This window comes from Oceanospirillum sediminis, from assembly GCF_014164585.1.
Lineage (GTDB): Bacteria > Pseudomonadota > Gammaproteobacteria > Pseudomonadales > Halomonadaceae > Oceanospirillum > Oceanospirillum sediminis.
Genome location: NZ_JACJFM010000010.1, coordinates 116,571 through 128,902, shown reverse-complemented (window position 1 = coordinate 128,902; position 12,332 = coordinate 116,571). Strand labels below are relative to the sequence as shown.

General features: G+C 49.8%; 8 protein-coding genes. 4 read left to right on the top strand and 4 right to left on the bottom strand.

Going from position 1 to position 12,332, the window contains the following annotated elements:
* Positions 1-132 precede the first annotated feature (132 nt).
* Both H4O21_RS10120 and H4O21_RS10115 read left to right on the top strand, forming a co-directional pair.
* Positions 133-957 (top strand): SphA family protein, encoded by an 825-nt coding sequence (locus H4O21_RS10120; RefSeq protein ID WP_182808747.1) that lies wholly within the window; start codon positions 133-135, stop codon positions 955-957.
* Positions 958-1,164: 207 nt separating this feature from the next.
* Positions 1,165-3,117: a metallophosphoesterase family protein gene (locus H4O21_RS10115; RefSeq protein ID WP_182808746.1), complete on the top strand. Its 1,953-nt coding sequence runs from the start codon at positions 1,165-1,167 to the stop codon at positions 3,115-3,117.
* 130 nt (positions 3,118-3,247) lie between these two features.
* Here H4O21_RS10115 and H4O21_RS10110 read toward each other — a convergent pair whose 3' ends face one another.
* On the bottom strand, positions 3,248-4,183 hold the full coding sequence (locus H4O21_RS10110; protein ID WP_182808745.1) for a peptidoglycan DD-metalloendopeptidase family protein: 936 nt from the start codon (positions 4,181-4,183) through the stop codon (positions 3,248-3,250).
* A 38-nt stretch (positions 4,184-4,221) separates the two neighbouring features.
* Positions 4,222-5,805 carry an exodeoxyribonuclease VII large subunit gene (xseA, locus tag H4O21_RS10105; RefSeq protein ID WP_182808744.1) on the bottom strand — a complete coding sequence of 528 codons (1,584 nt, stop codon included), beginning with the start codon at positions 5,803-5,805 and terminating at the stop codon, positions 4,222-4,224.
* Between the two features lie 248 nt (positions 5,806-6,053).
* Between xseA and guaB the strand changes: the two genes are divergently transcribed.
* The gene (gene guaB / locus H4O21_RS10100) at positions 6,054-7,523 is read left to right on the top strand and encodes an IMP dehydrogenase (RefSeq protein WP_182808743.1); all 1,470 of its coding nucleotides are present in this window, start codon (positions 6,054-6,056) and stop codon (positions 7,521-7,523) included.
* Positions 7,524-7,788: 265 nt separating this feature from the next.
* On the top strand, positions 7,789-9,366 hold the full coding sequence (gene guaA, locus H4O21_RS10095; RefSeq protein WP_182808742.1) for a glutamine-hydrolyzing GMP synthase: 1,578 nt from the start codon (positions 7,789-7,791) through the stop codon (positions 9,364-9,366).
* Positions 9,367-9,514: 148 nt separating this feature from the next.
* Here guaA and H4O21_RS10090 read toward each other — a convergent pair whose 3' ends face one another.
* A complete protein-coding gene (locus tag H4O21_RS10090; protein ID WP_182808741.1) occupies positions 9,515-10,690 on the bottom strand; it encodes an ATP-binding protein in 1,176 nt (391 codons plus the stop codon).
* A gap of 244 nt (positions 10,691-10,934) precedes the next feature.
* Positions 10,935-12,269: a ferredoxin reductase family protein gene (locus tag H4O21_RS10085; RefSeq protein WP_182808740.1), complete on the bottom strand. Its 1,335-nt coding sequence runs from the start codon at positions 12,267-12,269 to the stop codon at positions 10,935-10,937.
* Positions 12,270-12,332: the final 63 nt, after the last annotated feature.

Here is a 12,332-nt window from a genome sequence, read left to right as displayed (position 1 = left end):
GCCTGAATAATACCTTAAAGGTATCAATCTATGATTTCAATGGTATTAGAAAGTAATAAGCTGACTACGGTACTGTGTCTGTTCCATATTATTTGAAGTGCACTATCAAAATGTAAAAGGTGAGGAAATCACATGAAATATAACAATAAAAAAAATGCTCTCATTCTTCCTTTATTACTTGCCGGGTCTTTATCGGCTCAGGCGAATCAACACTATGTGCCAGGCATTGAAGCAATTAAGGCGGCTTCAGCGCCAGGCCCTGGGATGTATTACAAAGCCTACGGCGTACATTATAACGCTGATGATGCGGATAACCTGCCAAATAACAGTGAAGTGACCGTCAATGCTATCGCGCATAGGTTGATCTGGGTAACAGAAGAAAAGATTCTGGATGGTGAACTGTTGCTAGAAACTATTCTACCGATGGTCAGTACCGATCTGAATATAGGCAATATGGTGAAGGATGACTATACCGGGCTGGGCGACTTCTTTGCTGGCGGAGCTTTAAGCTGGCACGGTGACAACTGGGATTCTGTGGTGGGTGCCGGTATTTGGAGCCCAACCGGCCAAGATAAAGGCGCGGCAGCAGCAGGTAAGGGCTATAGCGAGCTAATGTTAACACTGGGCGGAACTCTGTATCTGGATAACAGCAAAACGTATTCTCTTAGTGTGTTATCACGCTATGAAATAGCTGATGATAACGACGTAGAAGATAGTTTTTTGATGGAATACGGCCTGGGCTATAAGCTGGATAATGGCGTAGAAATTGGTTTGGCCGGTTACTCTGACTGGGAGCAGGGTAAAGGGACTGCCGAACGACATGCACTAGGAATTGAAGGCGGTTATTTTTGGCCTCAGTACATGGCAGGTATTAATGTGGCCGCCTATAAAGAATATTCAACAACAGATACTTTTGAAGGGCATCAGCTAAGACTGTCTCTGACTAAAGTTTTTTAACACTGCTATTCCTTTCTACTCCTTCAGGTGATTTACACTTGTTGTATGAGCCTTGCCGCCTGAACATCAGGCGGCCTTTTTGCATTCCCATGCTAGTTAATCCTGAGCGAAAACCCGATAACCCCGTGAATTTACTGATTTTATGCTGACCACCTACTTCATCTCATGGTTTAATCATGGTTGATTGCCAATATAAAGGATGATGCGATGCCCGATAGTTCACTACCTCTGGTTCTGGCTGGCCCGATTCTTCGCCGATTAACACCCGAGCGCCTGACTTTCTGGCTGGCAACAACGTCCACCGTTCAATTGCGTCTGACATTACTGCCTGAGAATGGCAGCGCTCGTTTTATTGATCAGCCCGTGCTGACAGATGCCTGCCGGGTTCTGAAAGCCGGTGAAAAGCTGTTCTTTTATATGATAGATCTACCTCTGTCACAGCCTCTGCCTCAGGATTGCTGGATCGGTTATCAGCTGGAGCTGATGGATGAGAGTCAGTCAAATCAGGAGTGGATGAACTGGCGACACTGGGCACCGGATCTGTGTTATCCTGGTAAAGATACTCCCGGCTTTGTACTGCGCAGTGCGCTGGATAAGCTGCTGCATGGCTCTTGCCGCAAACCCCATCACGATAGCGGGGATGGTCTGGTACGTGCGGATGAGCATCTGGCAGAGCGGTTACAGCAACCCGATCAATGGCCAGCACTGTTAATGATGAGCGGCGACCAGATCTATGCCGATGACGTAGCAGGCCCTATGCTCAATGCCATTCATCAGTTACTAAACAAATTGGAATTACCCGTAGAAACCCTGCCCGATGCCGAGCTGGAAGATACGAATCAGCTGCACCAGACTCGCCCCAGCTATTATGAACGGGAAAATCTGCTGCCTTTAAGCCGTCCGGGAAAGGATGTGCGTAAAAAGATGTTTGAAGGTGTGCGCAAACCGGTTTTCACTACAGATACGGCCCACAATCATCTGGTATCTCTGGGTGAGGTACTGGGAATGTATCTGCTGGTGTGGTCACCGGCAGGCTGGGAGTGTATGGATACCGCTGAACGAGGCGATATGCCAGAGATTCCGGGCCTGAATGACAGTATTAAAGAGCGCTTTTATCAGGAACATCGGGCCATTAAAGCCTTTGTTGGTCATCTGGGACAGGTGCGCCGGGTGATGGCACATCTGCCAGTTGCCATGATGTTTGATGATCACGATATAACCGATGACTGGAACCTGACCGCAGGCTGGGAACAGACCGCCTATGAGCACCTGTTCTCCCGCCGGATTATTGGTAATGCGCTACTGGGGTATCTGATCTGTCAGGGCTGGGGAAACTCCCCGGAACAGTACCCGGAAAAATTGATGACACAGGTACAACAAAGCCTGAGCGCCCCAGGCAGCAGCCTGCATGATCTGGCCATTACAGAGCTGTATCGTTTCGGCCACTGGCATTATCAGTGGGATACTCAACCCGTGCTGATGGTGCTGGATACCCGAACCCATCGCTGGCGTTCGGAGAAAAGTGTTAATAAGCCATCTGGCCTGATGGACTGGGAAGCACTGACCGATCTGCAACATCGTCTGATGGGGCTGGATGCCGTGGTACTGGTCTCTCCGGCACCAGTCTTCGGTGTTAAGCTGATCGAGGCAGTGCAGAAGATCTTTACCTGGTGTGGTAAACCTCTGATGGTCGATGCTGAAAACTGGATGGCTCATTCTGGTGCTGCTTACGGAATGATGAATATCTTCCGCCATGTGAACACCCCGAAACACTTTGTTATTCTGTCCGGCGATGTACATTACTCATTTGTGTATGACGTTGAACTGCGGGGTGATAAACGTGATCAGGATATCTGGCAGATCACCAGCAGTGGCCTGAAAAATGAGTTCCCTGACAAACTGCTGACCAGCTTTGATCGTTTAAATCGCTGGCTCTACAGTCCGGTATCGCCACTGAACTGGTTTACCAAACGTCGGAAAATGCGCATTATCCCCAGAAAACCTGATTCCGCAGATCCGGGGGAACGGCTGTTGAATGCCGCAGGAATCGGACTGGTAGAGCTGACAGCAGATGGCCAGCCAGAAAGAGTAGTACAGTTATGTGCCGATGGCCGGACACTGGAGTTTCATCCCAGAGAGCACGAAGCTCACTGGAATTAATCACGGATATGAAAAAACAGCAGGTCCTGCGGATTAATCACCCGGATGGACCTGTCTGACAACCGGAGTTAAACAATAACTCAACACGCAATAGCATCAGATATTGAATTCAGCCCGGCGCTGAAAAGGATCAGTAACTTTTGGTTTCTGCTTTATCCAGGAATAGCTCCGGATTCACATAAACGCCGTTCAGGCTGACACGCCAGTGCAGCATCGGCGTTTTCAGAGGGGCAGCAAAACTTTTACCCAGAATAATCTGATGCCCTGATCGCCCGATTTTACCAATCTCTTCACCACGCTTGACTGCCTGGCCCTGACGGGTACGGAAGTTCACTCGGGCCAGGTGGCTGTACTGGGTAAATAAACCGCCGCCGTGATCGATGATGACATGCGTACCTTCATAGAACAGGTCTTTGATCATCACAATACGGCCATCAGCCGGAGCCAGCACCCGCTGACCACTCAGGTCTATACCATTCTGATTAAAAATCATCTCATTATTGTAAAATACCCGCTGACCAAACGGCTTGATCAGGTCGCCGCCACTGGTGGGGTGGATAAAGGGGCGCTTGTCCGGGGCACCGGTTCCCTGCCAGCCTTTAATAATGGAATCGATCATCGCCTTTTCCTGGCGAATACGGTTTTCCTGTGACGGGGTCAGGCCAGTTCTGAGTTTGCCGTTGCTGACAATACGTTTCACTACATTCTGTTCCGGTGCCACCACATCCAGATAGACATTGCGGTTGCGTCCGCCAGGCTGGCGTATCTGTACGGTGTGTTTACCAGCCGCCAGATTCTGTGACAGGCCAATCCAGGCGACCCAACGATCATCACTTTTCTGGTTATAAGCCCGGTTCATAGTATATACACGCTGGCCACGAAAATAGACTTCAGGCGTTCCTTCTCCAATGGAGTTCGGCAGCTCAATTACTGCGACACCGCCCGGTTCCGGACTGACTCTGGGATTATAGTCAGCCTGTAGCGGCAAGCTGAGCAGGGCGGTTGAAAGCGCAGCTATCCAGCTGGCCCGCTTTGCTCGTCCTGTGATTCCAATCGCAGTTCCCATATTCTACCCCTGTGTCTTTCTGACTGACGACCTGGCTATCAGGCCTCATTCTTATCTTTGCCGGACAAGCCTGACAATCCGCTGCTGATTTCTGTGTCAGTCACAGAGCGGACTTCACAGTGCAGTATGCCTTGTGCCAGACGCGCACTGATGCTGTCTCCGGGCTTTTGTGTACTGGCGTTATGAATCACTCGCCCATCCGTATCCTCTACTATGGCATATCCTCTGGCCAGAGTGGATAGCGGGCTGACAGTATTCAGGCGATGTACCAGCTGTACCAGTAATTGTTGTTGCCGGGACATCTGCTGCTGCATCCTCTGGTTCAGATTTTTTTCCAGACGATCTAATTCAGTATATGCCTGCCGGTACTGTTTTTCTGGCGATGCTGTCAGCAATCTGTTTCTGAGCCACTGCAGCGTTTGCCCGGATTGACTGACATTACGTTCTGCGGCCTGAATCAACCGCTGTTGCAGATGCTCCAACTGATACGCCTGATGTTTCAGCGCATCTTCCGGATGCTTCAGACGCCCCTGCAACTGTTCCAGTTTCATCGCCTGTTTCTGAAGTACTTGTTTTATCGACAGATTCAGGCGTTTCTCCAGCTGACCGAGCAGGTTTTTCTGTTGCTGAAAGCTCTGATAGCAACGCTGATATCTGTGCTCCAGATAATCCAGCTTCTGCTGCTGCTCGCGCAGACGACGTATCATCGCCTGATCCAGTTTAGCTTCACTGCCCGTCAGCCAGTCCTGCCACTGACTCAGATCCGGGCTGATCAGCTCAGCGGCTGCCGATGGCGTCGGTGCTCTCAGATCAGCCACATAATCTGCAATGGTAATATCCGATTCATGACCCACAGCACTGACCAGAGGGATATGAGCCGCAAAGATCGCACGGGCAACCCGCTCATCATTAAATGCCCATAAATCTTCCAGACTGCCGCCGCCACGCCCGACAATCAACAGATCAGCCTTATCATGCAGATGAGCCAGCTCTATCGCTCTGGCAATGGAATCCGGGGCATCAGTCCCTTGAACCACAGCAGGATAGATCACCACTTCAGCCAGAGGAAAACGGCGTTTCAGTACGGTCAGCATATCCCGGATAGCCGCTCCGGTCGGTGAGGTGACAAGTCCAATGACATTCGGAATAGGCGGCAGAGGCTTTTTATACTGACGGTCAAACAAGCCCTCTTCTTTCAAACGTCGCTTCAGGGCTTCGTAAGCTCTCATCAGAGCGCCATGCCCCTGCTCCTCCATCGTTTCAGCAATCAGCTGAAAATCTCCTCTCCCTTCATACAGACTGACACGGGCATGTAGCTGTACTTTCTGGCCATTGGCCGGACGAAATGCCAGTAAAGACGCCCGATTACGAAACATCGCACAGCGCACCTGACTACTATCATCTTTCAGAGTAAAGTAAAGATGACCAGAGCCCGGCGTACTCAGATTAGAGATCTCACCCTGCACCACCAGCAGGGCAAACTCACCTTCCAGCAATTGACGCACTTTACGGTTCAGCTCTGAGACAGTCAGCACAGACTGCCCGACCTGACGAACGGATGAAGCGGTATTCACAGCAGCCGGATCAGAAGCCGTGGCACGAAGGGGAAACACATCAGACATAAACATCCTCAACAGATATAAACATCCTGAAAGCGGATGACTGTTTTATTTTAACAGCTCTTTCTGTTCTGTTTACCGGACCCAGCCCGGACATAGGGCATCTATCTGAAACAAAAGCGGAAAACACCCTTCATGAAACTGAAAACAGAAAAAGTTATGGTAGATCAGGTTTACGGAAAATATAACTTGGGATAAAATAGCAGGTTAATCTTCTTTTTATCCCTCACTGTTCAGCAGGCTCGCGGAATATGTTACGTATTGCTCAAGAAGCGCTTACCTTTGATGATGTTTTGCTGGTTCCAGGTTACTCTGACGTCCTCCCTAACGACGTTAGCCTGAAGACCCGAATTACCCGTGGTATCAACCTGAATATCCCGCTGGTTTCTGCCGCGATGGATACAGTCACTGAAGCCCGTCTGGCGATTGCTATGGCTCAGGAAGGTGGTATCGGTATTATTCATAAAAACATGACCATCGCGCAGCAGGCTCAGCAGGTGCGTCAGGTTAAAAAACATGAAAGTGTGATCGTAAAAGATCCTGTGACCGTTACGCCAAATACCACGGTACAGGAGCTGCTGGAACTGACCAGCGAAACACGCTTCTCCGGTATGCCTGTAGTAGAAGGCGATGAACTGGTGGGTATCGTCACCAGTCGTGACTTCCGCTTCAAGCCAAATCTCGATGATGTGGTTGCTAATATCATGACACCAAAAGACAAACTGGTGACAGTGAAACAAGGCACATCTCTGGATGATATTAAAGCCAAACTGCACCAGCATCGTATCGAAAAAATTCTGGTCGTGGATGATGAATTCCATCTGCAGGGTCTGGTCACCGTTAAAGACATTGAAAAAGCCCGTACTTACCCGAACGCCTGTAAAGATGAAGACGGCCGTCTGCGCGTGGGTGCGGCGGTGGGTACCGGTGCAGAAACGCCTGATCGAGTTACAGCTCTGGTTGAAGCCGGTGTTGATGTGATTGTGGTGGATACCGCACACGGCCACTCAAAAGGCGTTATCGACCGCGTACGCTGGGTAAAAGAAACCTACCCTCAGGTTCAGGTGATTGGTGGCAACATCGCAACAGCTGAAGCCGCCATTGCTCTGGCTGAAGCCGGTGCGGATGCAGTTAAAGTTGGTATTGGCCCTGGCTCTATCTGTACCACACGTATTGTTGCCGGTGTAGGTGTACCTCAGATCTCTGCTGTAGCTAACGTGGCAGAAGCGCTGAAAAAATACGATATCCCTCTGATTGCTGACGGCGGTGTTCGTTTCTCGGGCGATCTGGCTAAAGCCATTGTAGCTGGTGCCAGCGTCATCATGGTTGGAGGTCTGCTGGCAGGTACTGAAGAAGCGCCGGGTGAGATCGAACTGTACCAGGGCCGTTCTTACAAGTCCTACCGTGGCATGGGTTCTCTGGGTGCGATGTCTCAGGCTCAGGGTTCCAGTGACCGTTACTTCCAGGACAAAAATGCGGGCGTAGAGAAACTGGTACCAGAAGGTATCGAAGGCCGCGTACCTTACAAAGGTCATATGAGTGCGATTGTTCACCAGCTGATGGGTGGTCTGCGTTCTTCTATGGGTTATACCGGTAGCGCGACAATCGAAGAGATGCGTACTGTACCTCAGTTTGTACAGATCACAGGTGCGGGCATGCGTGAATCACACGTTCACGATGTGCAGATCACCAAAGAAGCGCCGAACTATCGGGTCGGCTGATCAGAATAAGCGCGTTTAAAAGTGGGGCATTTGTGCCCCACTTTTTGTTCATACATACCTGAACAGAAACATTCCGATAGCAGCCAGCCAATACGGCAGCTATCTGTCTTAATACTCTTCAGGTACTTAGTCGCTTTTTCTTGTAAATGACTGGATCGCCTGTTGCTCTGCACACAGAAAACAGAGCTACTCTGAACAGGCCAGCTTTATTTCCGGGCTGTCCATTCCGGGCAGACCAATAGTTTATTGATGGGTTGACAGAACAATGAGCCAAGATATTCATGCTCAGAAAGTCCTGATTCTGGACTTCGGATCTCAGTACACTCAGTTAATTGCACGTCGCGTACGTGAAATTGGTGTTTACAGCGAGATTCGCGCTTTTGATATGAGCGAAGAAGAGATTCGCGAATATAACCCTAAGGGTATCATCCTGGCCGGTGGTCCTGAATCAGTGACGGAAGCAGGTTCACCACGTGCACCTGAGTGCGTATTCAACATGGGCCTGCCTGTACTGGGCATCTGCTACGGCATGCAGACCATGGCTGAGCAGATGGGCGGTAAGGTTGAAGGCTCTGATGTCCGTGAGTTTGGTTACGCTCAGGTTAAGATCGAAGTCGATAATGCGCTGACCAAAGATATCAAAGATCACGTTGATTCTGACGGCAAAGCACTGCTGGACGTATGGATGAGCCACGGTGATAAAGTGGTGGCGATGCCGGAAGGCTTCGAGCTGCTGGCGTCTACACCAAGCTGTGCCATTGCCGGTATGTTCAACGCTGAGAAGAACTTCTTCGGTGTACAGTTCCACCCAGAAGTGACCCATACCTTGCAAGGTGGTCGTTTGCTGGAGCACTTCCTGCTGGAAATCTGTGGCTGTGAAGCTCTGTGGACTGCAGCTAACATTATCGAAGATCAGATTGAGCGTGTTCGCGCTCAGGTGGGCGATCAGAAAGTCCTGCTGGGTCTGTCCGGTGGCGTGGATTCTTCCGTAGTAGCAGCACTGCTGCATAAAGCGATCGGCGATCAGCTGACCTGTGTATTCGTAGACAACGGTCTGCTGCGTAAGAACGAAGGCGATATGGTCATGGACATGTTCGCTAAGAACATGGGCGTTAAAGTGATCCGTGCTGACGCAGAAGAGCTGTTCCTGGGCAAACTGGCCGGTGTATCTGATCCAGAAGCCAAGCGTAAGGTAATCGGCAACACCTTTATCGAAGTGTTCGATGAAGAAGCCGCCAAGCTGAAAGACGTTAACTTCCTGGCTCAGGGTACTATCTACCCGGACGTGATTGAGTCTGCTGCGGCGAAAACCGGTAAAGCACACGTGATCAAGTCGCACCACAACGTGGGTGGTCTGCCAGAAGACATGAAGATGGAACTGGTTGAGCCGCTGCGTGAACTGTTCAAAGATGAAGTGCGTAAGATCGGTCTGGAACTGGGTCTGCCATACGATATGGTTTACCGTCACCCATTCCCAGGGCCTGGTCTGGGCGTACGTATTCTGGGCGAAGTGAAGAAAGAATACGCTGATATCCTGCGTGAAGCGGATGCGATCTTCATCGAAGAGCTGCATAACTTCGACTGGTATCACAAAACCAGCCAGGCATTCGTGGTCTTCCTGCCGGTTAAATCCGTAGGTGTAGTAGGCGACGGTCGTCGTTACGAGTGGGTTGTGTCTCTGCGTGCCGTAGAAACTATCGACTTTATGACTGCTCGCTGGGCGCACCTGCCATACGAGCTGCTGGAGAAGGTTTCTAACCGTATTATCAACGAGATCAGCGGTATCTCCCGCGTGGCTTACGATGTATCCAGTAAGCCACCAGCAACCATTGAGTGGGAATAATCCTTTCTTTGCGTTGAGCTGATACAAAAAGCCCCTGAAGAAATTCAGGGGCTTTTGTTTCTATCCCTCAATGTTCTGGAATGATGAGCGCTTTCTTCTTCCCTAGCTGCCAATATGGGTGCTGATAGACGCTGAGCGTAAAGTCTTTTTACTCTTCCATGATACGAAGCATAAATTCATCAAATAAGGGTACGGTGAAAGCGGTATCGCCATGATTAGGTGCCCAGACCATGCCTTTTTTGATCAGGCTGTTTCTTACTGGTGCGACCTCGTTCACCTTCTTCTGCATCGACTCTGCAATGTCGCCTGATCGGTGCGGTCCAGCTCCCAGCTTTGCCATAGCATAAAGGTAATCTTTCTCCTTTGGGGTTAAGCGGTCAAAACGTACCCGGAAAAAGCTTTCATCAAGCTGAGCAACGGTCAGGTCGGTTGAGTTAATGACATCATCCCTGGTTATAGGATTGTCTTCCGCCAGATCCCAGGTGTTACTGCCCCATTCCTGAATAAAGTAAGGATAACCCTGGGTTTTGCTGATAATTTCTTTAACGGCAGCCTCTTCAATATCGACATCTTCATCTTTAGCTGGGTTAACAATGGCTTTTTTCGCAGATTCCTCATCCAGCGCACCGACTTCAGGGTAATTAAATAGTCTTTCGGCATAGGACTTAGCGTTACCTGCCAGGCCGCGCAGTTGCGGCAGGCCTGCACCAACCAGGGTGATAGGGAGCTTTAGTTGGGCACAACGGTGCAGAGCGGTAATCAGAGCAGCGAATTGCTCGGTCTGCACGTATTGCAGCTCATCAATAAATATAACCAGTGCCGTTTTACCGGCTTTGGCAGCATGACCCGTTTCTACCATCAGAGCTGTCAGGTCTGCTTCCAGATCGCCATTATCAGCAAGGCCTGCTTCTGGCTCCTGATCAAAACCAACCTCAATATCGTTGAAGGTAACCTTAAGAGATCTGGCAAACCCTGCCAGTGCTTTAAGGGCTCGGGTTGCAGCCTCTTTCGATTGTTCAAGGCGGCTTAGCTTCAGTAGAGCAAGTCTTAGCTGAGGGCTTAGCAGAGAGGGAAGTGACCTGTTTTCAGGTGCTTCGACATAAATGGTATGGGCTCCCATGGCCTCGACATCCTGACGCATCTGTTCCAGAAGTACCGTTTTACCAACGCCTCGCAAGCCAACCATCAGCATACTTTTAGCGGGTTTTGCCCGCATAATTCTTGCGATAGTGATGGAGAGACTCCCCCTCAATTCATCCCTTCCAGCCAGTTCATGAGGCTGAGTACCTGCGCCGGGAGTATAGGGGTTGTCAATTGGGTTCATCGCTTTATACCAAGGTTATCAAAGTTATAAATAGACAATAACTTTAATAATAAACTTATGCAAAAGCAGGCGTGCCGATGAAAAAGTTATTCAGAGAATCCAGGTAAAAAGTTGTGACGGTTTTACGAGAGATCAGTATCTCTACGGCAGGTAGAGACACTGATACTAAGAATATGAAGGAATAATCTCTATATTGCCGCCATGCCACCTGTATTAAGATACGGGCAATTGACCCACTGTGAGCCTAACGCATTTCAAACAGTTCCTGATGATAATGTTCAGGCTGCAAGCCATGTCTGATCAGATCATCGCGCAGTTTTTGGCTGAATGCCGATGGGCCGCAAAACCATAGACTCGCATGCTGCCATTCTGGTACCGCCGCTCGAATCTGCTCTGGCGTGAGTCGACCTTGTTCAGTTGTAACCCGTATGTGTAAGCGTACCCCGGTAGCATCTGCTATAGCTTTGAGCCTACTCATTGCCTTTTCGTCGTACACAGCGGTGACATGAAACAGATCAACAGGGCGTACATCCTGACTTTGTGCTCGGGCTTCAAGTTTAGCAATAAAAGGGGTTATACCGATGCCAGCGCCGACCCAGATCTGTCTTGGGCAGGAGTCGTTGAAGTCAAAGCAGCCATAAGGTCCTTCTATAGTGACATCCATACCTATATTCAGGCGCTTATGTAACTGGCCGGTCCAGTCTCCCAGTTCCTTGACGGCAAACCGCAGACAAGATGTGTCTGGATCCCAGGCCGAAGCGATTGTGTAGGGGTGTGCAGCTTCACCCGTGTGATCCGATACAAAGGCAAACTGGCCCGGATGGTGTCCGGGCCAGCCGTCATTGAGCTGAATATTACCTTCCAGAGTTGCCAGTGCGGGGTAATACTCCATAGACCTGAGTGTACCGGATACCTTGCGCTTGATACCCATACGACCTGTCAGTATCAGGATGGCAGCGACCGCGCCGTAAAGGATTAAGGCAAGTGATATCCAGGCGATAGGCTGATTCCAGTAATCGTACTGCATCAGGATAATACTGTGGTACACGAGTATCAGGTAGGCAATAGCCAGGTATTTGTGGGTAAATTTAAACCAGTGATAAGGGAAGGATTTGATTAACGCCAGAATAATCAGTAAGGCGGAGACATAAAAAGCCCATTCACCTAAGGTTTCTGCTAACCCCCGCTGAGAACGCAGTAGTTGTGCCAGCCAGTCGAGAGTATCCCCGGACAACGGTTTACGATCAGGCTTATCAAGCCAGCCCCAGCCCACCATCCATTTGCTTCCTTGACCCCACCACCAGTGCAGAACGGATAATACCAGTCCACCAATCCCCAGCCACTTATGTAAACGATACATTTTGTCCAGACCATTCAGCCAGGGCTCGAGCCAGAGAGGCCGTACGGCCAGAATCATAGCCAGACTCATCATGCCCATGCCAAGGATACCGGTATATTGCACAAAAGGCGTTCGAAAAGCGAAATAAGTAAAAGGCTCAGGAAAAAAGGAGTCTGCCAGTAACCATAATCCTGTCAAAATAATGCAAAACGCTAACAGTGCTAACTTTATGTTTTTCACGGGAATGCTCCTTGCCGTTAACCCGGTGGATAAATATATTGATGTTGTTTAATAGATTGGTGA

Coding starts and splice junctions, on each gene's coding strand:
- H4O21_RS10120 (WP_182808747.1), top strand. CDS start 133: ATGAAATATAACAATAAAAAAAATGCTCTCATTCTTCCTTTATTACTT.
- H4O21_RS10115 (WP_182808746.1), top strand. CDS start 1,165: ATGCCCGATAGTTCACTACCTCTGGTTCTGGCTGGCCCGATTCTTCGC.
- H4O21_RS10110 (WP_182808745.1), bottom strand. CDS start 4,183: ATGGGAACTGCGATTGGAATCACAGGACGAGCAAAGCGGGCCAGCTGG.
- xseA (WP_182808744.1), bottom strand. CDS start 5,805: ATGTCTGATGTGTTTCCCCTTCGTGCCACGGCTTCTGATCCGGCTGCT.
- guaB (WP_182808743.1), top strand. CDS start 6,054: ATGTTACGTATTGCTCAAGAAGCGCTTACCTTTGATGATGTTTTGCTG.
- guaA (WP_182808742.1), top strand. CDS start 7,789: ATGAGCCAAGATATTCATGCTCAGAAAGTCCTGATTCTGGACTTCGGA.
- H4O21_RS10090 (WP_182808741.1), bottom strand. CDS start 10,690: ATGAACCCAATTGACAACCCCTATACTCCCGGCGCAGGTACTCAGCCT.